This window comes from Minwuia sp. (genome assembly GCF_048263705.1).
Classification (GTDB): Bacteria; Pseudomonadota; Alphaproteobacteria; order Minwuiales; family Minwuiaceae; genus Minwuia.
This window is the reverse complement of sequence record NZ_JBLXDV010000020.1, coordinates 19,446-44,127: the sequence shown is the minus strand read 5'-3', so window position 1 is coordinate 44,127 and position 24,682 is coordinate 19,446. Positions and strand designations below refer to the sequence as shown.

Below are 24,682 nucleotides of genomic sequence, written 5' to 3'. Positions count from 1 at the left end.
AGCCAGCATGTTGAATCAGAACCAGACTGATTTGGGAATCCTAAATCGATTCAATCAAATATGGGGACGCTCTAGAACAGGTCGCTTTCCTGCAGGCCTGTGACACCGATCAGGCCCACGGTCGCACCATTCGAAAAAGTGACCAGCGTATCGTCGACCGCCGAATCGCCGTCCACATCGGCATCGGCCACCGTATCCACGGTGAGGCCGACCAGCTGGAACGTGTCGGTGTCGACGACGAAATCCGTCACCAGATCGTTGCTCGTCGCCCCGTCCGCCGACGAGAACTGGAACCGGTCCGCATCCGCGCCACCGGTCAGCGTGTCATCATCCGCGCCGCCCGCCAGCGTATCGACGCCCGCGCCACCATCGAGCGCATCGGCACCCGCATCGCCGAGCAGCAGGTCATTGCCCGTCCCGCCGGCCAGCGCATCATCGTCCGCGCGCCCTTCCAGCGTGTCATTGCCCGCGTCGCCGTTCAGCGTGTCGTTGCCTGCCTCGCCGATCAGCCGGTCCGCATCGTCGCCGCCGGATGCGCTGTCATTGCCGGAGCCGGCGAAGATCACGTCATCTCCGGTACCGCCTGACAGCGTATCCTGACCGCCACGGCCGATGACGACATCGTTGCCGTCATCGCCGTTCACGACGTCATCATCCGCGCCGCCATCCAGCCGGTCATCGCCGGTGCCGCCGGACAGGCTGTCGTTGCCGTCCTGACCGAACAGCGAGTCGTTGCCGCCGTCGCCGGTCACCGTGTCGTTGCCGGTACCGGCCAGCGCCGTATCCGCGCCGTCGCCGCTGACGATGATGTCGGCGCCTGCCTCGGCGAAGATCAGGTCATTGTCCGCCCCGGCATTGAGCGAATCGTCACCGTCGCGGCCCAGCACCGTGTCCGCCCCGGCACCGCCAAAGATCGTATCGTTGCCCGCACCGGCATCCAGCCGGTCCGGACCGTCACCGCCGACCAGGCTGTCGTCGCCGATATCGCCGAACAGCCGGTCCAGTCCGTCGCCACCGATCAGCGTATCATTGCCGCCGTCACCCAGCAGGATGTCGTCGCCGATCCCGCCGTCCAGACTGTCGTTCTCGGTGCCGCCGGCCAGACGGTCGATCCCCGCCCCGCCGGACAGGACATCCTGCCCCGCATCGCCGAACAGCCGGTCGTCGCCCGCATCGCCGGCCATGGTGTCGTTGCCGTCGCCACCCTGCATGATGTCGGTATCGTCGCCGCCGGACATGCTGTCGTCGCCTTCCTCGCCCAGCATCTGGTCCACGCCCGCATCGCCGTTCAGCGTGTCGTTCTCGCTGCCGCCGCGCAGCAGATCATTGCCCGTACCGCCGAACAGCTGATCGGCACCGGCCCCGCCGAACAGTTCATCCAGCGCAGCACCGCCCAGCAGCGTGTCGTCGCCGGCACCGGCCAGCAGCACATCGCCGTCGTCGCCGCCATCCAGGCTGTCATTCCCGGTGCCGCCATCCAGCCTGTCAACGCCCGCACCTCCGAACAGGGAGTCCGCCCCGGCTTCGCCGAACATCTGGTCATTGCCGGCATCCCCCTGCAGGGAATCGGCATCCGCGCCGGCGAACATGCGGTCATTGCCGTCGCCGCCGATCAGCGTGTCGTCGCCGTCGTTGCCCGAGATGAAGTCCAGGGTCGCGCCGCCATCCAGGAAATCGTTGCCGCCATCGCCGCGCAGCGAATCCACATCGTCACCGCCGGTGATGCTGTCGTTACCGTCGCCGCCGAAGATCGTGTCGCGGTCCAGGCCGCCCTGCAGATCGTCCGCGCCCGCGTTTCCGAGGATGAGATCCGCGCCGCCACCGCCAAGGATCCGGTCATCGCCGTTGTTGCCGCGCAGGTCGTCGGCACCGTCCAGCCCGGAGATCAGATCGTCGGTCGCACCGCCAAAGAAACTGTCGACTGCATCGCTCAGAATCCCGACGCCAACGCTCGCATCCCCGAAGATGAGGCTTTCGATGCCGATCAGCGTGTCCGTGCCCTCGCCGCCAACCGTGTCGGCCGCCGTGACGCCCGTGGTGCCGAAGAAATTCAGGCTGAAGTTCGCCAGATTGCCGGTGAAGCTGCCGGAATCCGTCCCCTCCCCGCCATCCAGACTGTCGTTGCCCGCGCCGCCGGACAGGGAATCGTCGCCACCGTCACCGCTCAGCGTATCCGCACCCGCGCCGCCGCTCGCCGTATCGTTGCCGCCGCCCAGTTGCGTCTGGATCACCGTATCCGAAGCGGCGCCGTTCACGACGTCGACATTGTCATCGCCGCGGTACTCGATGGTCTCCACCGCGGTGAGTTCGTAGGTCTGGCCATTGCGGGAAATCGTCGTTGTCGCCGCCGCCGTGGAAATGTTCAGCGTGATCGGGGCGACACCATTGGCGGGGACACGCTCGAGAAGGAACCTGTCATTGCCCGCGCCGCCATCGATCGTATCATCGCCTACGGCGACCTCGACCTGAAGCAGGTCGTCACCGCCACGGCCTTCGATCAGATCCGCACCGAACGCACCGGAAATCGTGTTGTTGCCGTCATCGCCGCGCAGGGTATCGTCACCGCTTGTGCCGATCAGATGCTCGATATTGGACAGGGTATCGTTGCCGTCGCCCGTGGCGGTCCCCGCCTGCAGGTCCGCGAGTACAGCACCGCCCGCGCCGCTGTAGTCAGCGATATCGGCTGCCGACGCACCGCCGTCCACACTGTCATCGCCAGCTCCGCCGATCAGCCGGTCTGCACCGTCGCCGCCCAGCAGTGTGTCGTCACCTGCGCCGCCGTCCAGCGTGTCGTCATCCGCGCCGCCGATCAGGGAATCCGCCCCCTGTGCGCCCGTCAGACTGTCGTTGCCGCCCTGTCCGTCCAGGGTGTCGTCGCCCGCGCCGCCCGTCAGCGTGTTCGCATTGGCATCGCCGACGAGATTGAGGTTCTGGTTGCCGCCGCCTGCGAGGATGAAGTCGGTGGCTTCCAGATCGTTGACCGACGTGCTGCGCACGATCAGTTCGTCAATGCCGTCATTGAATTCGATGACCAGATTCGTGCCGGAGTCACGCGAGATGGCCAGCAGGTCATTGAAATTCTGAATCTGGGTCTGGGACGTGATGTCGATCAGGTCAGTCCCCGCCGACCCGGCCGTGAACCCGGCCAGTGTGTCCAGACCGGCGGTGAAGACGATCGTGTCGCCCGCGCCCGCGTTCAGGCTGTCATTTCCGGTACCGCCGGACAGCGTGTCATTGCCGCCGTCACCCTGCAGCGTGTCATTGCCGGCATCACCTTCCAGCAGGTCGTCACCGGATTCACCGCGCAGCGAATCCGTCCCGGATCCGCCCGACAGAACGTCATTGCCCGCACCGGCAAACAGGGTGTCCGTGCCTGCGCCGCCGGACAGGCTGTCATCATTGGCGTCACCGTCCAGCGCATCGTTACCCTCACCGCCGAACAGAGTGTCACTTCCCCCGACACCGTCCAGCGTGTCGTCGCCCGCGCCACCTTCGACAGAGTCATTGCCGTCGCGCCCGTCCAGAAAGTCATTGCCCGTACCGCCAAACAGCACATCGTCGCCCGTCTGCGCGATGATCAGATCGTTTCCGGCGCCGCCATGCAGCGTGTCGTCGCCGCTGGGGGCGCTGTTCTCCAGAATGTCGTCATCACCGTCGCCTGCGAAAACCAGATCGTTGCCTGTGCCGGGACGGAACGTTTCATCGCCGTCGAGCCCGATCAGAATGTCATCGACGCCATCGACGCCGAACACGTCGTCTCCGGCATTTGCGGCCACAGAAACCGGGATGTCGCGATCGTCGAAGCGCAAGGTCTCTATGCCAACCAGCGTGTCTGTGCCACTGCCACCCACCGTGTCGGTGATCACCAGTTCCCCGGCAGCACCCGCGGAAAACACGAACGACCCGGACACACTGCCGGTGTAGCTGGCGATATCCGTCCCTGCGCCGCCGTCCAGACTGTCATCGCCCGCACCGCCGATCAGGCTGTCATCGCCCGCACCGCCACTCAGACTGTCGTCACCACCCTGTCCGTCCAACGTGTCGTCGCCCGCACCGCCCGTCAGCGTATCGTTGCCCGCCTCGCCGTCGAGACTGTCATCGCCCGTACCGCCGACCGCGTGGTCGGCACCATCGCCCAGCTGTGCCGTGATCGCCACGGTCGAACCGCTGCCGTCGAGCGAGTCGACCAGCGCACCGCCGCGATAATCGATGGTCTCGACCGTGGTGAGTTGAAAGTTTTCGGCCCCGCTCGTGATTGTCGTCGTGGCACCCGCGGTCGCCACGGTCAGCGCAGCAACCCGGTCATCCGCGTTCACCAGCAGGAACCGGTCCGTCCCCGTGCCGCCGATGATGGTGTCGTTGCCGGTGCCCAGGTTCGCGCCAAAGACGTCGTCGCCGCCCCGGCCGTCAATCGAATCCGAACCCAGCGCGCCCGAGATCGTGTTGTTGTTGTCGTCGCCCAGCAGGGTGTCGTTCCCCGAACCACCCTCCAGCCGCTCGATCCCGGTCAGCGTGTCCGTGCCCTCGCCTGTCGCCGTACCTGCCGCCAGATCAGCCGTGATGGCACCAGTGGACGCCGTGAAATCAGCGACGTCCGTCGCGCCGTCACCGCCGTCGAGGCTGTCATTGCCCGCACCGCCGATCAGCCGGTCGCTGCCCACGCCGCCGCGCAGCGTATCGTTGCCTTCACCACCGTCCAGCGTGTCCGCACCCGTGCCACCGTCCAGGGTGTCGTCGCCCGCCAGACCGCGCAGCAGGTTCTGGCCCGTTGCGCCCAGAATGCTGTCGGCCAGGTTCGAACCGTCCACATTCTCGATCGAGGTCAGCGTATCGACACCGCCCTGATTGTCATCTGCCGTGCCGGTCGACAGGTCGACGTTCACGCCGACCGTGCGGTCCCGGAATTCCACCGTATCGGTGCCGCCGCGACCATCGATGATGTCGCTGCCTCCGCCACCGCGGAAGACATTGTCGGCGGTGCTGCCCAGCAGGGTGTCATTGTCGTCCCGCGACCCTCGGACTTCCTCGATGTTCAGCAGCGTGTGCGTGAACGCCTGCCCCAGGAACGCGCCTGTCGCAGTGCCGGCCTCGAGATCGACGGACACGGGCCCCTGGCCGGACCGGTCGTAGCGCACGCTGTCCGATCCGCCGCCGCCGTCGACGGTATCGTTGCCGCTGCGCGGGATGAAATCCTCATCCGCATCCGATCCCAGATAGACATCTGCGAAATTCGACCCCTGCACCTGGGTGATACCGCTGACGCTGTCGATGCCGCCGAGGCCGTCGGCGACCTGACCCGTCGACAGATTGGCGTTGATGGCGTTGCCGGAGGCGAAATAGCTGATGCGCACGACACCGGACCCGACCGTCACTGTATCGTTGCCAAGGCCGCCGATCACCTCGGCGAACTCGATATCACTCTGCAGGTTGATGGTCACACTGTCTGCAACACCGGTGCCCTGAATGCTCAGGCCCCCGACAAAGCCGTCCAGTGCATCGATATTGTTCAGCGTGTCCGTGCCACCGGCGGACTTGACGATCGTGCCCGTCGTCGCGCCGATGTTCGCGGTGATCGCGCCGCCCTGAGCCGAATAATCCAGCCGCGCGAACGTGCCGCCGGCATCCGCCAGATCAACCGTATCGTCGCCTGCGCTTGCCGTGATCAGGTCGAACTGCGAACTGGCATCGCCGCCGGTCGCGATGACGATGGCGTCATTGCCCGAACCGCCTTCGAACCGGTCCGAACCCGCGCCGCCAAGTAACGTGTTGTTGCCCGCACCGCCCCGAAGCGTGTCATTGCCTGAACCGCCATCCAGCGTGTCATTGCCATCGCCGCCATCAAGGCTGTCATTGCCCAGGAAGCCGGAAATGAAATCGTCACCACCGCCGCCGCTGATCGTGTCATCACCACCCTGCCCGAAGAGCGCTTCGTCGGCTGCACCACCCGCAATGGAGTCCGATTGCTGGGTCGCAAAGACGGCCCGGACATTGCTGACCTGATCCTGATCGCCAAAGCCATCGTTCGACACGACGCCTGTTCCAAGATCGGCCACGATGCCCTGCGTTGCGCCGTTGAAACTGATGGACAGCCGGGTACTCCCGCCATCGATCGTATCGTTGCCCGCACCTGCGGTTACGGTGGTCGAGATACTCGCCAGGTCGTTGCCGAACACGAAGCTGTCTGCCGAGTCTGTACCGTTGATCGAGAGCGAGCGCGTCAGATCTGCGATATTGAGGATCTGGTCGACACCATGGATCCCCTTGTCGATCGACCCAGAGCCGGCAGACATCTGGAACTGGATTCCCTGAGAGAAATCCAGACCCGAGCCGAGCTGGTCAAACTGCAGCAAGGCGCTGCCGTTCGGTCCGATCCCGCCGAAATCATAGGTATCGTTGCCGACCGTGGCGCGCACGACATCGGAGGTGAAGCCGGTGTCACCTTCATTGTCCAGATCGAACACATCATCGCCTGATCCGTCGACGACCATGAACAGGTCGCTGCCAGCACCACCGCGAATGGTCCCCGAGCCGTCAAAGATTGAGACGGTGTCATTTCCGGCACCACCGCGAACATCGTCCCCCGCACCACGTCCGATAAGCAGATCTGCGCCCCCACCGCCGAAGAGGGTTTCCTGCGCGCCGACACTGCCTTCCAACAGGTCAGCGAATGCCGTACCCACGATCTGTTCAATCGATGTCAGCGTGTCATTCTGGCCATGCGTATCGCGGAAGAGATTCGTTTCAAGGCGAATCTCGACGCCCTGATCACCACCGTCCCGGCTGTAGTCAGCCGCATCGATTCCAGCACCGCCGAACAGGCTGTCGGCACCGCTGCCGCCGGTCAGCGTGTCGTTGCCGTCGCCACCTTCCAGCGAATCCCCGACCGATCCACCCGTGGCATCGTCATCACCCGCGCCAAGGAAGCCGCTGACCGTCCTGTCATAGCCGGAGGCCTCCAGCGTCTCACCTGTGACGCCACCCGTGAACTCAAGGCTCTCGATGGTATGCAGGGTGTATGTGTCGGTGCCATCGGTGACGGTATCCGTGCCGCCCGCGCTGCTTGCGGTCAAGGTCGTGGCGGGGCCGGCACTGTTGTCGAACTGCGCCCGGTCGGTACCGTCTCCCCCGGTCATGGTGTCGCCGCCCTGACCCAGGATCGCACTCAGCAGATCATCGCCGTTACCGCCGAATATCTGGTCGGCGCCGAACCCGCCGACGATGATGTCGGCACCATTGTCGCCGGTGATCGTGTCGTCGCCGGACCCACCGATAACACCATCGATGGAACTGAAGAAATCGTTCCCCTGGACAGTGACCACGCCAAAGAACCCAGTCAGTTCGAAGCCCGTCGTCACATCGGAAAAATCAACGATATCGAAACCGGAGTCGCCAAAGAACCGGTCGTCCCCGGCACCACCAAAGAACACGTCGTTGCCGGCACCGCCCCGGATGGAATCATCGCCATCCCCGCCGAACAGGCGGTCATCGTCGTCGCCTCCGAACAGCGAATCGTTACCTGCATCGCCGATCAGCGTGTCCCGGCCGGCATCGCCCAGAATGGAATCATCGTCTACGCCGCCGGCCAGGCTGTCGGCACCGGCACCGCCAGAAAGGGTATCGTCACCCTCATCGCCCGATGCCGTATCCTCGCCATCGCCGCCGAAAATGCTGTCGTTGCCGAGACCGCCGTTCAGAAGGTCACTGCCGGCCTCGCCCAGCAGCGTGTCGTTTCCTTCGCCGCCATCGACGCTGTCGTTGCCCGCGTTGGCCGTGACGCTGTCGGCACCGCCGAGACCCGAGATCGTGTCGGCGCCCGCACCGCCGAACAGGGTATTGTCCCCGTCGCTGCCGGTGATCGTCTGCGCGTCGCCCCCAAACAGAAAGTCACTGGCGACAAGGTCGCCAACGGTCACGTTGGACAGCGTAATCCCCGCACCCAGCAGGTTGATCGTCGCCGAGCCATCGCCGTTCTGCGTGGTCGTGCCCACCACATCCTGCAGGTCCTGGATCCCCGCATCGAAGAACGCGACAAGGTCGATGACGTCATTCGATCCCGCACCCGCGACGAAGTCGGTGATCGTGAAGGACCCCGTCCGGATTCGGACGACATCGTCGCCCGCACCCAGCGTCATGGTGCCATTGCCACCATTGTTGTCCGCGCCGGCGACCAGCGTATCGTTGCCCGCCCCACCGTCGAAGGAGACAGTGCTTGAGGTGGTTTCAAGATAGTCGTTGCCATCGCCACCCGAGAGCGTGGTATTCGCAAACCGGATGAAGGCCTGATCGTCGCCACCGCCCAGATCGCCCAGAACAGCACTGAACGAAACGAAGTCCTGCAGGATCAGGATATCGGCGTTTGCGCCCCCGCGGTAATCGAGGGTTTCCACGAACTGAGTGAGAAACGTTTCGGTCCCCACCTGAATGTTCGCCGCATTCGCAAGATTCTGATCCTGAACGATATCGAGCGTCGCCACGCGGTCATCCGCGTTCACCAGCAGGAACCGGTCCGTCCCCGTTCCGCCGTTGATGGTATCGTTGCCGGTGCCCAGGTTCGCGCCGAACAGGTCGTCGCCGCCCCGGCCGTCCATCGAGTCCGCGCCGATGCCGCCGGAGATCGTGTTATCCAGATCGTCGCCCAGAAGGGTGTCGTCGCCCGAACCGCCTTCCAGCCGCTCGATCCCGATCAGCGTGTCGTTGCCCTCGCCGGTCGCCGTGCCCGCCGCCAGATCCGCCGTAATCGCGACCGTCGCGGTGCCGTAGTCCGCCACGTCGTTGGCCGTATCGCCGCCGTCCAGCAGATCGTCGCCCGCCCCGCCGCGCAGCCGGTCCGTACCGACATCGCCGCGCAGCGTGTCGTTGCCGTCGCCACCTTCGAGGGTATCGCCACCCGCACCGCCGATCAGACTGTCGTTTCCGCCGAGCCCCTGTAGCAGGTCAGGCCCGCCCTGACCGTCCAGCGTGTCGTCGTCGGCGCTGCCGGTCAGTGTGTTCGCGCCGCCGTCGCCGACCAGGTTCAGCCCGGCGGCGAAGATGAAGTCGCTTTCGACCAGATCGGCTTCGCTGACGTCGAACAGGATGATCTCGTCGACGTTGGCGCTGAAGCGGATGATCATGCCGTTGCTGATGTCGAAGGAGATGGCCTGAACGTCGGCCAGGCTGCGTACTTCAGTGCGTGCGGTCAGGTCCAGCACGTCGAGGCTGCCGCTGCCGGCCGTGAACCCGACCAGGGAGTCGCGGCCTTCGCCATAGACGAATGTCTCGTTGCCGCCCTGCCCTTCGAGTTGATCGTTGCCGACGCCGCCGTCCAGCGTATCGTCGCCACCGCCAGCCTGAAGGAAATCGCTTCCCTCGCCACCTTCCAGCAGATTCGTGCCGGCGATGCCGAAAATCGTATCGTCGCCGCCACCGCCCTGGATGGTGTCGTTGCCCGCCTGTCCCTGGAGTTGATCGCCGCCGCCGCCGCCCACGATGCTGTCATTGCCGGCGGAACCGAAGATCAGGGTGCCGATGTTGTCCACGATACGGGTGAGCTCGATGTTGTCGTCGACCGCATAGGTGACACCGCCGCTAACCTCGACCGTGTCCTGCCCCTCGCCCCCGACCTCATGCACCTGATCATTGACATCATCGACGGTGAAGAGATCGTTTCCCGCACCACCCGACATCACATCGCCGCCGCTGCCGCCGTCCAGCCGGTCATTGCCTGCGCCGCCTGCCATCTTGTCGCGTGATGCCCCGCCGACCAGCGTGTCGTCGCCCGCACCGCCCTGCAGCACGTCAAAACTTGCACCGCCGGTCAGGCTGTCGCTGCCATCGCCGCCGAAGATCGCGTTGGTCGCGCCCGCACCGGTGATCGTATCGCCGTTCGCGGTGCCCGTGACTTCGGTCGGATCGGCCACCGTGCCGGCATTGCCGTAAATCGCGCGCACGCCGTTGATGTCATCGGATTGAAGCCCGGTCAGGGATTCGTTGATGACGGCGTTCATGATCGCGAGGTTGGTTTCCTCGTGATCCAGTCCGATGGAATGTCCGATCTCGTGCAGAGCCACCAGAAATACCGAGATTCCGTCCGAAGGTCCGGCACTGGAAGTCTTCCAGGGTTCCGAGTCGTCAAAAAGGACATCGCCATTGAAGGCGTTCACCCCGTTGAACTCTCCGGATCCGCCGGCGGCTCCGGGAAAGAAGGCGAAGGCCAGCGTATTGCCGTTGGCGTCCCCGGCACCGTCGATGGTGCCGCCACCGATTCGGATGTCGGCAGTCGGATCGACGCCGGCGGTGCCGCCGCCATCCTCCACGCGCACGAAGCGAATGTCGCTGACCGCCTCCCAGGCGTCAAACGCAGCCTGGATATCGGCCTCGAACCCGGTGGGCATGAAATTGGCCAGCGGATTGATGTTGCCGCCCTGACCGTCGGAAACGGCAGCAGTTCCGATCGACCAGGTGACCACGCCGCCCGCGTTGCCCAGGCCCGCGTCGCCCCACTTGCCGCCTTGCGTGACGAAATCCGGAGAAGGTCCGCCCAGCGCGGCACCATGCGCGCCATCGGCTTCGTCATGATCGCAGCCGCAATGGGCGCAAATGCGGGGAACCTCGATGGTTTGGGGCTCGAAGGCAATCGCCTCGACAATCGTCCACTCAACGGCGGTCTGGTCACCCATGAACTTCACTCCTCACGCTCCGCACCCGCAGGCAACCTACCTCAGATTGTGCCCGGCATTCATCACACTTTCTTAACCATCGGCCATGCGCTCAAAAAAAAACCCGCGACCATTTCTGACCGCGGGTTTTCCCGAAATATCGGTATCGATCACACGAGACCGACGAAGTCATCCTCACCGATCGAACTGGTGTAGGTATCCTCGATCCGGATCGATCCCTTGTCGCCCAGCTTCACCAGGACGTCGCGACCGATGTCGATGATCTGGATGTCGTCGAACGACAGGCCCAGATCGCTCACGTCCATCTTGTCGCCGGCGTGCTCGTTCCAGTCCTTGATCCGGTCATACCCCGTGTGGTCGCCCGAGAACCTGAAGGTGTCGGCACCCCAGCCACCGTAGAGATAGTCGTCACCGGCACCGCCATCCAGCGTGTCATTGCCGCTGCTGCCGATCAGCTTGTCATTGCCGTCGCCGCCGAAGATCTCGTCGTCGCCCCGGCCACCGTAGAGCTTGTCGTGACCGCCCAGGCCATGCATTTCGTCATCGCCGTTTGTGCCATACAGACGCTCCGACCAGTCGTTGCCGACGATCGCATCCTCGCCGAAGCCGCCATCGTCCTCGCCCGGCACCAGGCCGGTGAAGTCATCTTCGCCGAGATAGCGCTTGGAGAAGTTCTTCAGGTGGATCTGGCTGCCGTCCGGCGTCTCGATCAGCGTGTCGCGACCGTACCAGCCAACCGACGAGATCTTCAGATCCGAGAAGCTGAGGTTCAGCGCGGTGAAGTCCAGCGTATCGCCGTGGCAGAAGTCGGTGATCACGTCACAGCCGAAGTTGCCTTCGTCGAAGATGTAGGTGTCGTTGCCCGACCCGCCCGAAAGCCTGTCGTCGCCCGAACCGCCATTGATCGTATCGTCACCCTTCTGGCCTTCGATGGTGTCGTTGCCGGCACCGCCGAACAGTTCGTCATCGCCCGCCGAAGCCTCGATACGGTCGTCGCCCAGACCGCCGAACACCTTGTCGTCGGTGTCGTTGTAATAGCGGCTGTCGAAGCTGTCGTTGCCGTCACCCAGTTCGTACTTCATCTCGGTCTCGGCGCCGAAGACGCTGTCATCGAAGGCCGAACCCACGAAGCGCTCGATCTCGATGAACTGGTCACCGGTCGCTTCACCCGCCAGACCGCCTTCGTCGGCCCAGGCGAACTCACCGTCGATGCCATAGCGATCCACGTCGGAGAAGGCGACTGCAACACCGTAATGCGCGCCGGAGTAGTCGGCCGTGTCGTAGCCTTCGCCGCCATGCAGCGTGTCCGCGCCCTTGCCGCCGATGATGATGTCATCACCGTTGCCGCCACAGACCAGATCGTCGCCTTCGCCACCGTCAACCGTGTCGTCGCCGTCACCGCCGTCGATGAAGTCCTTGCCACCGTCACCGTAGATGGTGTCTTCGCCTTCGTTGCCGAACAGCGTTTCGGTGTTGATCTTCTTCAGCGAGATGTTGTCGACCAGCGCGCCGTAGGTGTCGTCGATGCCGCGGCCGATCAGTTCGATGTCCGCCGTACCCTGCTCGATCAGGATATCGAACGAATAGGTTTCGAAACCGACCGTGTCGCTGGAGATCAGCGCAACGGTTTCGCCGCCCACCCGGATTTCCAGCTTGCTGGTGTCGCCGACGTCCGTGCACCAGTCCTTGAAGCGCGGCGAGTAATCCAGCTCCAGGCGAAAGATGCCCGTGCAGTCGATGTCGACCTGCTGGATCGCCGTCGCGTTGGTGTTGTAGTCGCAATAGTAGGTCGGATGGCCATCCAGCTCCATCACGGCATTGTCGGCCGGATTCCAGGGCGTGCCGCCGTGGGTGCCTTCCTGGATCTCGAACGGGTCCCACTGAGACGCGGCATTCCAGCCGTTGATCTCGGTGAAGGTGCCCCACGACCCGCGGTTCAGGGTGCCGTGATCCTCGAAATCGCCATTGACGATCAGGTTCTCGCCCAGGAAGAAGCCGTTGTCGCCGCCGCTGATCTTGTCGTCTCCGGCGCCGCCCGAGACGAAGTCGATGCCGCTGCCGCCTTCGATGACGTCGTCGCCGGTATTGCCTTCGATCACGTCAGCACCGTCGCCGCCAAACACGGTGTCGTTGCCCTCGCCGGCAATGATGTCGTCATCGTCCGCGCCGCCGTCCAGCACATCGTTGCCGATGCCGCCGTCGATCGTGTCGCGTCCGTCACCGCCGTCGATGGTGTCGTCGCCCTCACCGCCTTCCAGCGAGTCGCGGCCGCCGTCACCGTTCAGCAGGTCGTTGCCCGCACCGCCGGTCAGCGTGTCATAGCCGTCGCCGCCATTGATCTCGTCGTCGCCGTCACCGCCGCGCAGCTCGTCGTCGCCGTCGCCGCCGAACAGCGTGTCTTCGCCGACATCGCCGTTCAGCAGGTCAGCACCATCGCCACCGTTCAGAATGTCGTTGCCGGCCTGGCCCAGCAGCGTGTCCGCACCGGCACCGCCCAGCATGTCGTCGTTGCCGTCGCCGCCCTGCATGGAATCGTCGCCGTCTTCGCCGGCCATGAAGTCGTCGCCGTCATCGCCCTGCATCAGGTCGGCCCCGGCACCGCCTTCCATGGAATCGTCGCCCGCGCCGCCGGTGACGAAGTCGTTGCCTTCGCCGCCGTGCACACAGTCATTGCCGTCATCACCACGCACGGTGTCGTCGCCGTCACCGCCGTCCAGGAAGTCGTCGTCCTCGCTGCCGCGCAGGGTATCGGAGCCGCTGCCGCCAAACAGTTCGTCCAGCCCCAGCAGACCTTCGAGGAAGTCATCGCCCGCGCCGCCGGACAGGATGTCGGAACCGATGCCGCCGCGGACGTTGTCGTTGCCTTCGCCGCCGTCCAGATCGTCGTCTCCGGCCTCGCCGAACAGGGTGTCGTCGCCTTCGTCACCGTTCAGCGTGTCATCGCCGTTGCCGCCGAACAGCAGATCATTCAGCAGACCGCCGACGATATCGTCCAGACCGTCATTGCCGTTGATGGTGTCATTGCCGTCGCCGCCGTCCAGGAAGTCGTTGCCGTCTTCGCCGACGATGCGGTCGTCGCCGCCCTGACCCTGGATCGTGTCGTCACCGGCGCCGCCGCGCAGGTTGTCATTGCCGTCGCCGCCTTCGATGTCGTCGTCGCCGTCATTGCCGTTGATGACATCCAGTCCCAGGCCGCCGAACAGAAAGTCGCCGCCCTCCTCGCCGCTGATGGTGTCGTTGCCGTCGCCGCCGATCAGATTGTCGATGCCAAGGCCGCCGAACAGCACGTCATTGTCGGCACCGCCCTCGGCATAGTCGTCGCCAGCATCACCGCGCAGGGTGTCTTCGCCATTGCCCCCGAACAGTTCATCGGTGCCGTCACCCGCTTCCAGCAGATCGTCGCCGTCGTTGCCGACCAGCGTGTCGTCGCCCGCGCCGGTCTCGATCTCTTCGTTGGCGTTGTCGCCCGCCACGAAGTCATTGCCGTCGCCGGTTTTCACGATCTCGATGGATTCCAGCGTGTCGGTGCCGAAGTCATCGCTGGTGGCCAGACCATTGTCATTGCCGCCCGCGCCCAGATCGACGTTCACATCGCCATCGGTGCCTCGGTAATCGACCTCGTCGCGGCCCGCGCCGCCGGCGATGTCATCGTTGCCCGCGTCGCCCTTGATCGTGTCGTCGCCGTTGTTGCCGCCCAGCGTGTCGTCGCCATCGTTGCCGACCAGGCTGTCATTGCCGTCTTCACCGGTGATGAAGTCATCGCCCGGCCCGCCGGTCAGCGTGTCGTCGCCGCCGTCGCCGCGCACGCGGTCATCGCCGCCGCGACCGTTCAGAACATCGTCGCCCTCGCCGCCCCGGATGGTGTCATCGCCGCCCAGGCCGTTCGCCGTGTCGTTGCCGTCGCCGCCGAAAATGCGGTCATCGTCGTTCGTGCCCGTGAGATTGTCATCGCCGGGCGTACCGTTGATCGTCGCGCGCGCCACGCCGCGCAGCGCATCCAGACCGGAAATCTCAAACAGCATCGACATCTTTACCACTCCTCATCTGTCCGGTTTTGGGACAGTTTCTTGCATTTTTGATTCGGGTGTACCGGCTTCTGCCAGTTCGGGGTCCGAATTTCGTTCCTGATACGACGGGATGCCAATGATGTGCCACTCTCACGCCGCAGTGAACATCTGCAATCTGGCGGGAACCCGTTAAACTCTCCGAAAATTTCGGACGGCCTTTTCGCAGTGTTTACGAAAAATGCCGGATAAATTGCGGCCGTCCGAAATCATCCATCTGTTGCAGCGAGTTAGCCGCCACGCGCTTGAACCGGATGGCGCGGGCGGGTCCGCATTTTTTTGGCTGAACCCGCCGGTCGCGGCCCTATTCCACCGTCACCGATTTCGCCAGATTGCGCGGCTGATCGACGTCTGTGCCCTTCAGGACGGCGACGTGATAGGCCAGCAACTGCACCGGAATGGCGTAGAGCAGGGGTGCCACGAACGGGTCCACATCCGGCAGTTCGATGGTCGCAAAGGCTTCCGAGCCGACTTCCGCCAGGCCGTCGGCATCCGACAGGAAGATGACCTTGCCGCCCCGCGCCATGACCTCGCGCATGTTGGACACGGTCTTGTCGAACAGCCGGTCCGACGGCGCGATGACGATGACCGGCACCGTCTCGTCGATCAGGGCGATCGGCCCGTGCTTCATCTCGCCGGACGCATAGCCTTCGGCGTGGATGTAGCTGATCTCCTTCAGCTTCAGCGCCCCTTCCAGCGCCAGCGGATACCCCGTGCCGCGCCCCAGATAGAGCACGTCACGGGCCTCGAAGATCGACTTGGCCAGCGTGCGGATCTCCTCATCGTGGTTCAGCACCTGCGCGGCCATGGCCGGCACATGGGCGAGCGCCAGCGCCAGCCGGTCTTCTTCCGCATCGTCGATGGCGTTCCGGGCGCGGGCGGCCCAGATCACCAGACAGGCCAGGGTCGAAAGCTGACAGGTGAACGCCTTGGTGGAGGCCACGCCGATTTCCGGGCCGGCCAGGGTCTGCAGGATGACATCCGCCTCACGCGCGATGGAACTTTCGGGCACATTGACGATGGCGACGATCTTCTGGTCCTGCGACTTGCAGTACTTCAGCGCCGCCAGCGTGTCGGCCGTCTCGCCCGACTGCGAGATGAAGATGGCGACGCCACCCTCGGGCATCGGCGCCTCGCGGTAACGGAACTCGGACGCGACATCGATCTCGACGGAGATGCGCGCCACCTCCTCGAACCAGTATTTCGCGACCATCGCGGCATAGAAGCTGGTGCCGCAGGCGATGATGGTGATCTTCGGCACCTCGGCCATGTCGAACGGCATCTCCGGCAGTTTGATCTCGCCGGTCGCGGGCGTCAGGTACGAATGCAGCGTATCGCCCATGACGGCAGGCTGTTCGTAGATTTCCTTCAGCATGAAATGGGCATGGTTGCCCTTGCCGATGGCGGCTCCGGAGACCGACGACAGCGTAACCGCCCGCTCGACCTGATTGTCGTTCTCGTCGTAGAAGCACGCCTTGTCGCGGGTCAGGACGACATAATCGCCCTCATCCAGATAGGCGATGCGGTTGGTCATGTGGGCCAGCGCCATGGCGTCGGACCCGAGATACATCTCGCCGTCGCCCACACCGACCGCCAGCGGGCTGCCGCGCCGCGCGCCGATCATCAGTTCGTGCTCACCGGTGAAGATGATGGCCAGCGCGAAGGCGCCCTCCAGCCGTTTCAGCGAGGTCGCGACGGCCTCCTGCGGGGACAGGCCCTTCTCCAGGTTCACGGTGATCAGATGCGCCACGATCTCGGTGTCGGTCTCGGAAGCGAACGTCCGGCCCGCCTCCTTCAGTTCGTTCGCCAGTTCGCGGTAGTTCTCGATGATGCCGTTGTGGACCAGGGCGACCCTGTCGGTCGCGTGCGGGTGGGCGTTGGCCTCGTTCGGCACACCGTGGGTCGCCCAGCGCGTGTGGCCGATGCCGGTATCGCCGTCCAGCGGGCTGTCCTTCAGCACGGCCTCCAGATTCTTCAGCTTGCCCTCGGCGCGACGGCGGCCGATCTCGTCGCCGGTCAGCGTCGCAACGCCTGCGGAATCATAGCCGCGATATTCGAGACGCTTCAGCCCCTCGACCAGCCGGGGGGTCGCATCCTCGCGCCCGATGACGCCAACGATTCCACACATGATCTTCTTCCTATGCTGCTGGGCCTGTCATGCCGGGCTCGTACCGGTATCCGGCAAACTGAGAACGTGCGGCAACGCCGCTATGGATCCCGGCACAGAGCCGGGACGACATTCTGTACGCAATATTGCGCCGTCCTATTTCTTCGCTTTCTTCGCCAGCGCCGCCTTGCGGAACCGCGCCGCCCAGCCCGCCTTCAGGGTATGGTCGCCACGCGTCAGGGCCATCGCGTCGGCCTCGACATCCTTCGCGATCGTGCTGCCCGCGCCGACGATCGCGCCGTCGCCGATGGTCACCGGGGCCACCAGGGCCGTGTTGGAGCCGATGAAGGCACCGGCACCGATGTCGGTGCGATACTTGAAATAGCCGTCGTAATTGCAGGTGATCGTGCCCGCGCCGATATTGGCCTCTGCCCCGACGCGTGCGTCACCGATATAGGTCAGGTGGCTGACCTTCGCGCCCTTCTCGATGGTCGCTTTCTTCACCTCGACGAAATTGCCGATCTTCGCGCCCTGATGGATCTCGGCACCGGGACGCAGCCGCGCGTAGGGACCGACCGATGCTTCGGGGAAGACTTCCGCGCCTTCCAGATGGCTGAAGGCCTTCACGTGGACGTTGTCATGCAGCTTCACGCCGGGACCGAAGACGACATGCGGTTCGATGGTGACGTCCTGACCGATCTCGGTGTCGTGGCAGAAGAAGACCGTTTCAGGGGCGATCAGCGTCGCCCCGCCCGCCATGGCGGCCTCGCGCAGACGTCGCTGCGCAACTGCCTCGGCCTCGGCCAGCTTGCCGCGATGGTCCACGCCCATGACCTCTTCCGGGTTGCCCTCGACGGTGACGCATGTCCGCCCCTCGGCGCGGGCGATGGCGACGATGTCGGTCAGATAATATTCGCCCTTGGAATTGTCGTTGCCGATGCGGTCCATGAAGTCGACCGCCACCCGACCGTCCAGCGCCATGATTCCGGCATTGCAGAAATCGATCTGTTTCTGCGCCTCGGTACACTCGCGGAACTCGACGATGGCTTCCAGCGTGCCGTCCCCGTCGGTGATCAGGCGGCCATAGGCGGCCGGATCGTCGGGGCGGAACCCCAGCACGGCGACCGCCGGATCGTCCGGCCCTTCCATGATCTCGGCCATGGCCTGAATGGTTTCCGCCTTCAGCAGCGGCGTGTCACCGAACAGCACCAGGATCGTGCCATCGAAATCCTTCAGCTGCTCGCGCGCCGCCAGCACCGCGTGGGCCGTGCCCAGGGCCGGATCCTGGACCGCCGAACCCGCGGGCGCGACCGCCGCACGCACGTCGTCCTGGCCCGTTGAGGTGATCACGATGGTACGCGCATGCTTGAGCGGCGCAAGGGCCGCCTGGATATGCTGGATCATCGGACGGCCCGCGACCGGGTGCAGCACCTTCGGCAGCGCGGATTTCATTCGCGTTCCCATACCCGCCGCCAGAATGACGGCGGCAACTGCTCTATCGCCCATGAATTCATCTCCCCAAGGACCGCTGCGGAATGCTATGGCATGGCCCGAACCGCAACGCCAATTCAAACACTGTTTCAGTGCTTTGCAGATTGCGGGCCAGCAGGAGCCGAACATTCATGACCCGACCCACCATCGTTTTCGATCTCGACGGCACCCTGGCCGATACCGCACCCGATCTGTACGGCACGGTCTGCTGGCTGCTGGCGCAGGAAGGGCGGTCGCGGGTCAGCTTTGCGCGGATGAAGAGCCTGATCGGCGATGGCGCAGGCCCGATGATCAAGGGCAGCTTCGGCGATACCGGCGGCGTGCCGGAAGGCGCGGACTATGACCGCCTGATGGAGATGTTCCTGACGTACTACCAGGCACATCTGACGGACAACAGTGCGCCCTTCGCAGGAGCACTGGACGCCATCGCCCGGCAGAAGGCGCGGGGTGCGCGGATCGCCATCTGCACCAACAAGAAGATCGGCTTCACCGAGAAGATGCTGCGCGAATGGCGGATCGGACATCTGTTCGACGCGGTGACGGGCGCGGACACCTTCGCCTTCCGCAAGCCGGACGGGCGGCATCTGATCGAAACCATCCGGCTGGCGGGCGGCGATCCGGAAAACGCCGTCATGATCGGCGATTCACCCACGGACACCGGTGCCGCGCGCGATGCGGGCGTGCCGGTCATTGCCGTGACCTTCGGCTATGGCAACACCCCCGCGCGCGATCTGGACGCGGACCGCTGGATCGACAGCTTCAACCAGCTGGACCGGGCGGTTCAGGAGCTTTTGCCTGTGCAGGGCTAGGTACCGATGCGCGCGATGGTTTGTCACGAACAGCTCTGCAAACTCTCCCGCGTTCCGGGACTCGATCCCGGAACCCAGCGGATGGTGAAACATATTGCCGTTCTATCAGGTTGAAACGCTGCACTGGGCAGCGGGATCAAGTCCCGCTGCACGTGATGGTTTGTTGAGGCTTCATCATACACTCTTCCCTGTTCCGGGACTTGATCCCGGAACCCAGTACAGAGCCGGCACTGCATCAACCGGATCAGATTTGCCCGTCGTCTGGTCAGCCCCGCATCGGGGTGCGGAGTAAACTTCGATCAAGCCTGTCCCCGGCCTGACCGGGGATCCCGTCGCGCGAGGCATCGCGGGCCAGCATCGATATCAAATATTGCCCGGTCCGACGCCCCCACCGCGGCCTCAGTCGCCGTAGATATCCGCGTACCGGTCGCGCAGGACGTTCTTCTGCACCTTGCCCATGGTGTTGCGGGGCAGTTCGTCGACGAAGATGATCTGCTTGGGCCGCTTGAAGGCAGCCAGATCGCTGCTGATGGCCGCAGCGATGTCGGCATCGGAAATATCGCGCGAGCCGTCGGCCACCACCACCGCCGTCACGCCTTCGCCGAAATCGGGATGGGGCACACCGATCACCGCGGATTCCAGCACGCCCGGCAGATCGTCGATCTTCTCCTCGATCTCTTTTGGATAGACGTTGAAACCGCCCGAGATCACCAGATCCTTGCCACGCCCGACGATGGTGACATAGCCGTCCGCATCGACCTTGCCCAGATCGCCGGTGATGAAGAAACCGTCTTCGCGGAATTCTTCCGCCGTCTTCTCGGGCATCTGCCAGTAGCCCTTGAACACGTTCGACCCCTTCACCTCGATCACGCCGATCTCGTTCGGACCCAGCACCGACCCGTCATCGGGATCGGCGACCCGCAGCTCGACGCCCGGCAGCGGAAAGCCCACCGTGCCGGCGCGCCGGTCGCCGTCGTAGGGGTTCGAGGTGTTCATGTTGGTTTCCGTCATGCCGTAGCGTTCCAGAATGGCGTGCCCGGTCAGCGCGCTGAACTGTTCGTGCGTCTCCGCCAGCAGCGGTGCCGAGCCGGAGATGAACAGCCGCATCGGCGCCGCCACCTCGCGCGTGAAGGACGGTGTCCTCAGCAGGCGGGTATAGAACGTCGGCACGCCCATCATCGACGTCGCGTTCGGCATCTCGGCCACCAGCGCGTCGGGATCGAACTTCGCGAAGAAGATCATCGACGCCCCGGCCAGCAGGCAGATGTTGGTCGCCACGAACAGACCGTGCGTGTGATAGATCGGCAGCGCGTGCAGCAGCACATCGTCCGACGTGAAGCCCCAGTAATCCTTCAGCACCGCCGAGTTGTCATACAGGTTGTCGTGGCTGAGCATCGCGCCCTTCGACCGGCCCGTGGTGCCTGACGTGTACAGGATCGCCGCCAGATCGTCCGGCCCGCGCGCGACGGTATCGAAGTCGATTTCCGCAGCCGCGACCGTTTCCCAGAATGAACCCGACCCGTCCGCCGCCAGCGTTTCCAGCCGGCAGTCGTGCGCATCGGCGATGTCCTCCAGCGCGTCTTCCTTCGCCGGAGCGCCGATGAAGACGCGGGGCGCAGCGTTGCCGATGAAGTAGTCGACCTCGGACGGCGTGTAGGCCGTGTTCAGCGGCAGAAAGATCGCGCCCGCCCTGACAACGCCCAGATAGACCGCCAGCGCCTCTGGCGACTTGTCGACCTGAACCGCGACACGATCACCGGGCTCGACACCCATGCCGATCAGCGCATTCGCGACCTGACCGCTTTCCTGATGCAGCGTGCGAAAGCTGATCTTGCGACCGCCGGGCACGTCGATGAAGATCTTGTCCTCGGTCGCCTGATGCCCCAGCAGCCTGTCGAACAGATGATTGGCCATGTTCCGTCCCCGTATTCCTTGCTGCGCCCTGCATCCTACAGGTGCAGCACCGGGTCAAGACCGCCCGATCAGACGTCCAGCACCGCTTCCATGACGCGAACGACCTCGCCGCCGATGCGCGGGCCGCTGTCGGCACCGTCGATGGCGGCATGGATGCGCCCGTCGCGGCCCATCTCGACACCCTGTTCGGCGGTATAATCGAGCGGCACCGGACCCAGCGCACCGTTCCGCGCAAGAACCGCCGCGAGACAGCCGTTCGCCGAGCCGGTCACGGCATCCTCGGGCACGCCCTCTGCCGGTGCGAAGCCGCGCAGTTTCACATCGACGCCGTCATTGGTCGCGCCGATGCTGTAGACCGCCAGTCCGGTGATGCCGGTCTGTTTTGAGATCTGGGCGATCGCCGTCATGTCGGGATCCAGCGCCGCCAAAGCCTCCGGCCCGGCCATGCGCGCGAACATCCACGGGATGCCGGTATCCGACGCTTCCAGATGCGGGTCCAACAGAGCGGCATCCGCACAGCCCAGCGCCGCCCGCACCGTTTCGCGGTCGATGTCCAGATCAATGAAGCGTGCCGGATTCTGGGTCATGGTGTAGATCGTCCGCCCTCCATCCTGCGTGATGGCAACTGGAATGATTCCGGCCTCGCACTGTTGCCGCAGAAGATTGATTTCGCGCCCGTAGCCCGCGTCGATCAGACTGCGGTGCACGCAGAAGGCCGCGGAGATGGTCGGATGCCCGGCGAAGGGCAGTTCGCTGCGCGGGGTGAAGATGCGAACACGGTAGTCCGCGTCGTTCGTCGTCGGCGGCAGCAGGAACACCGTCTCCGACAGGTTCATTTCGGCGGCGATGGTCTGCATCCGATCCGTGGACAGATCGGCGGCATCGAAGACCACCGCGCACGGGTTGCCCTTGTAGGCTGCGCTGGCGAAGGCATCGACCTGCCAGAGTTTCTTTTGCCCCATGGTGATCCCCCTTCGTCAGGCTGCAGTAGAGACACCGTGGAGATAGCGCGCGGCGCGCCGATTGAGAACGTTCCCACGTTCGAAAATATCCTTTAACGTCCGCAGCCACATTGAAAGACACCAATCGGGGAGAGAAGAACATGGAAGTCGGACTGATTCTGGGCACGGGCAACGCGAAGTACCGGGTCGATATCGAGATGATCAAGGCGGCGGAATCGATGGGCTTCCATTCGGTCTGGACGTCGGAAGCCTGGGGCGCGGATGCCATCACGCCCGCCGCGTGGATCCTCGGCCAGACGACGAAGATCAAGGTCGGTACCGGCATCTGCCAGATGCAGGCGCGCAGCCCCGCCCTGATGGCGACGACGTCCATGACCCTGCAGGCCATGTCCGGCGGACGCTTCATCCTGGGGCTCGGCCCGTCGGGCCCGCAGGTCATCGAAGGCTGGCACGGCCGCCCCTACGGCAAGCCGCTGGAACTGACCGAGGAGTATGTCTCCATCGTCAAGAAGGTGGTCGCGCGGAAGGAGCCGCTGACCCACGAAGGCACCCACTATCAGATCCCCTACATGGGCGAGGGTGCCACCGGCATGGGCAAGCCGCTGAAGACCGTGCTGCACCCCGAACACGACCTGAAGGTCTATTCGGCGTCCGTATCACCGGGCGGCATCCGCAACGCCGCCAAGGTCTGCGACGGCGTGATTCCGGTCTACATGGACCCGTCGAACTATGAATCCATCGGCGTCTACATCGATCAGGGCTTCGAGCAGGCCGACGGCAACAAGAGCCTCGACGATTTCGATGTCTGCCCGTTCGTGACCATGTCGGTGCACGACGACATCGAGAAGGCCCGCGTGCCCGTGAAGGAGAACATGGGCTTCTACATCGGCGGCATGGGGTCGAAGAAGAAGAACTACTACAAGGAATATGCGACGCGCCTGGGTTATGGCGAGCAGGCGCAGGCGATCCAGGATGCGTTCTTCGGCGGTCGCAAGGCGGAGGCCTTCGCGATGGTGCCCGACGAACTGGTCGACAAGGTCGCCCTGGTCGGACCCGCCGGTCACATCCGCGAGCAGCTCTCGGTCTGGAAGGACGCGGGCAGGAAGCGCCAGGTCAACGCCATGCTCTGCCGGGCCGGTTCCATCGAGGCCATGGAAATCCTGGCAAAGGAGCTTCTGTAATCTGACGGACGACGGGGCCGGCCATGAACGGCCGGCCCCGCCTGTCCTTCTGAGTCAGTCGTAGGACGCGCCCATGCCCGCGCGGACGTCGTTCTGGATACCATAGGGCGGGATCGGATAGCGCAGCCCGTTGGCCGACAGCCGGCCCAGCCCCTCGATGATCTTCGGCAGGAATTTCGGCGGGATCGCCATCAGCAGCTCATCCTCCATCACGCCGCCGTAGCGGCGCTCGGCAAAGCAGGGGATCGACAGGCTCGGCTCACGCGTCGACAGCGCCCGGCCCCAGCTGTCGGCGCACGAGCTTTCACCGACGCAGCCCCATTCCAGCTTCCTGTAGCCGGCCCACTGCAGCCCGTTGATGAACAGGATCATCTGCGCCGGCGTGGCATAGATCAGCGCGATGTCCGGCGGGTTCAGACGGCCCGCGGCCAGCGGTGACACGGCCATCGCCTCGTACTTGCCGAAGGGCACGACATCCATCGCCGCCTGATGCGCGGCGGTGTCCACCTCGGTCTCGTACCAGACGCCCTTCATGCGCTCGCCGCCGAGCCATTCGTCGTTCTGCGGATGCAGGCCGATGACGGCACCGCACTGAGCGCCCACCAGGTCGTCCATGGTGATGCCCACGGTCCAGCCGAGGCGGGACGCCTGTCCGACGATCTGGTCGGTGGTGTGAACGTCCTTCGGGCGGCGGATGCGGTTGATCGCCTCCATGTCCGCCTTCTTCTCGAACATCTTCATGCCGATGGGCGTGGTGCGCAGCCGCAGATAGGTGTTCAAGCCCTCGACGATGGCCTTCCAGTCATAGCTGTCAGGCTCCTGAATGCTCTCCCAGGCGTTTGCCGGTGCAGTGTCGGCCATGTTCTCTCTCCCCAATCTGTTGATGGGCAACAGCATAGGACAGAGCGCCGCTCAGGGAAAACGGCCCATTCGCATTGCAGCCACCTCCCCAGCGCGAAGTGATCCTGCTAGCATTCCGGAACATCTGGTGCGCCGGCCCGCCAGAGATCGCCAAACGGACACAAAGCCGGGATAGGAGCGGGAATTGAGTCAGCAGCACAGCGGCCCCGGCCTGATATTGTTTCGCATCTTCCTGTGCCTCGGTGGCCTGTTCATCGTTTTCACCGGACTGGATTTCTCCCTCGGTGGCATCATGACGATGGGGTGGCAGACCAGTGGCGCGTTCCTTGCGGTGACCGACGCCGATGCTTTCGCGGCGCAGGACAATCACGTGCGTTTCATCGGCGGCGTCTGGCTGGCCGTTGGCCTGTTGCTGCTGTTGGGTGCCGTCTGTCCTCGACCGATGAAACCGGTTCTCTATGCCTGCTTCTTCGCCATTTTTGTTGGCGGACTGGCGCGCCTGTCGGCGGCAGACATGGATATTCTGTTCGGCCCCGAGGTATTGGGCTCCCTGGCATTGGAACTGATCGGAATGCCTCTCGTGGCCTACTGGCTGTCGCGCCTCAAGCTCGACTGACCCGGAAACCCCGTCCTCA

10 protein-coding genes are annotated in these 24,682 nt (G+C 64.4%); 3 read left to right on the top strand and 7 right to left on the bottom strand.

Going from position 1 to position 24,682, the window contains the following annotated elements; translation table 11 throughout:
- Positions 1-71 precede the first annotated feature (71 nt).
- The 4 genes from ACN0X7_RS19640 to glmU form a co-directional block, all read right to left on the bottom strand.
- Positions 72-10,658 (bottom strand): matrixin family metalloprotease, encoded by a 10,587-nt coding sequence (locus ACN0X7_RS19640; RefSeq protein ID WP_417520175.1) that lies wholly within the window; start codon positions 10,656-10,658, stop codon positions 72-74.
- A 149-nt stretch (positions 10,659-10,807) separates the two neighbouring features.
- Positions 10,808-14,686 carry a calcium-binding protein gene (locus ACN0X7_RS19635; protein ID WP_417520174.1) on the bottom strand — a complete coding sequence of 1,293 codons (3,879 nt, stop codon included), beginning with the start codon at positions 14,684-14,686 and terminating at the stop codon, positions 10,808-10,810.
- Positions 14,687-15,026: 340 nt separating this feature from the next.
- Complete coding sequence (gene glmS / locus ACN0X7_RS19630; protein ID WP_417520173.1) at positions 15,027-16,850, bottom strand: glutamine--fructose-6-phosphate transaminase (isomerizing); 1,824 nt, start codon at positions 16,848-16,850, stop codon at positions 15,027-15,029.
- A 135-nt stretch (positions 16,851-16,985) separates the two neighbouring features.
- On the bottom strand, positions 16,986-18,335 hold the full coding sequence (gene glmU, locus ACN0X7_RS19625) for a bifunctional UDP-N-acetylglucosamine diphosphorylase/glucosamine-1-phosphate N-acetyltransferase GlmU (protein WP_417520172.1): 1,350 nt from the start codon (positions 18,333-18,335) through the stop codon (positions 16,986-16,988).
- A gap of 116 nt (positions 18,336-18,451) precedes the next feature.
- Here glmU and ACN0X7_RS19620 point away from each other — a divergent pair, with 116 nt between their 5' ends.
- Complete coding sequence (locus ACN0X7_RS19620) at positions 18,452-19,129, top strand: HAD hydrolase-like protein (protein ID WP_417520171.1); 678 nt, start codon at positions 18,452-18,454, stop codon at positions 19,127-19,129.
- Between the two features lie 399 nt (positions 19,130-19,528).
- Here the strand turns inward: ACN0X7_RS19620 and ACN0X7_RS19615 are convergent, their stop codons facing one another.
- Together ACN0X7_RS19615 and ACN0X7_RS19610 are read right to left on the bottom strand one after the other, a co-directional pair.
- Entirely contained in the window at positions 19,529-21,043 is a 1,515-nt protein-coding gene (locus ACN0X7_RS19615; protein ID WP_417520170.1) for a malonate--CoA ligase, read from the bottom strand.
- A 68-nt stretch (positions 21,044-21,111) separates the two neighbouring features.
- On the bottom strand, positions 21,112-22,005 hold the full coding sequence (locus tag ACN0X7_RS19610) for a PhzF family phenazine biosynthesis protein (RefSeq protein WP_417520169.1): 894 nt from the start codon (positions 22,003-22,005) through the stop codon (positions 21,112-21,114).
- A gap of 140 nt (positions 22,006-22,145) precedes the next feature.
- Between ACN0X7_RS19610 and ACN0X7_RS19605 the strand changes: the two genes are divergently transcribed.
- Positions 22,146-23,186 carry an LLM class F420-dependent oxidoreductase gene (locus tag ACN0X7_RS19605; RefSeq protein ID WP_417520168.1) on the top strand — a complete coding sequence of 347 codons (1,041 nt, stop codon included), beginning with the start codon at positions 22,146-22,148 and terminating at the stop codon, positions 23,184-23,186.
- Positions 23,187-23,240: 54 nt separating this feature from the next.
- On the opposite strand, the gene ACN0X7_RS19600 is transcribed toward ACN0X7_RS19605, so the two are convergent.
- Complete coding sequence (locus ACN0X7_RS19600; protein ID WP_417520167.1) at positions 23,241-24,047, bottom strand: DUF169 domain-containing protein; 807 nt, start codon at positions 24,045-24,047, stop codon at positions 23,241-23,243.
- A gap of 184 nt (positions 24,048-24,231) precedes the next feature.
- Here ACN0X7_RS19600 and ACN0X7_RS19595 point away from each other — a divergent pair, with 184 nt between their 5' ends.
- Positions 24,232-24,663 carry a DUF4345 domain-containing protein gene (locus ACN0X7_RS19595; RefSeq protein WP_417520166.1) on the top strand — a complete coding sequence of 144 codons (432 nt, stop codon included), beginning with the start codon at positions 24,232-24,234 and terminating at the stop codon, positions 24,661-24,663.
- The last annotated feature ends 19 nt before the right edge of the window (positions 24,664-24,682 follow it).

Coding starts and splice junctions, on each gene's coding strand:
- ACN0X7_RS19640 (WP_417520175.1), bottom strand. CDS start 10,658: ATGGGTGACCAGACCGCCGTTGAGTGGACGATTGTCGAGGCGATTGCC.
- ACN0X7_RS19635 (WP_417520174.1), bottom strand. CDS start 14,686: ATGTCGATGCTGTTTGAGATTTCCGGTCTGGATGCGCTGCGCGGCGTG.
- glmS (WP_417520173.1), bottom strand. CDS start 16,850: ATGTGTGGAATCGTTGGCGTCATCGGGCGCGAGGATGCGACCCCCCGG.
- glmU (WP_417520172.1), bottom strand. CDS start 18,335: ATGGGCGATAGAGCAGTTGCCGCCGTCATTCTGGCGGCGGGTATGGGA.
- ACN0X7_RS19620 (WP_417520171.1), top strand. CDS start 18,452: ATGACCCGACCCACCATCGTTTTCGATCTCGACGGCACCCTGGCCGAT.
- ACN0X7_RS19615 (WP_417520170.1), bottom strand. CDS start 21,043: ATGGCCAATCATCTGTTCGACAGGCTGCTGGGGCATCAGGCGACCGAG.
- ACN0X7_RS19610 (WP_417520169.1), bottom strand. CDS start 22,005: ATGGGGCAAAAGAAACTCTGGCAGGTCGATGCCTTCGCCAGCGCAGCC.
- ACN0X7_RS19605 (WP_417520168.1), top strand. CDS start 22,146: ATGGAAGTCGGACTGATTCTGGGCACGGGCAACGCGAAGTACCGGGTC.
- ACN0X7_RS19600 (WP_417520167.1), bottom strand. CDS start 24,047: ATGGCCGACACTGCACCGGCAAACGCCTGGGAGAGCATTCAGGAGCCT.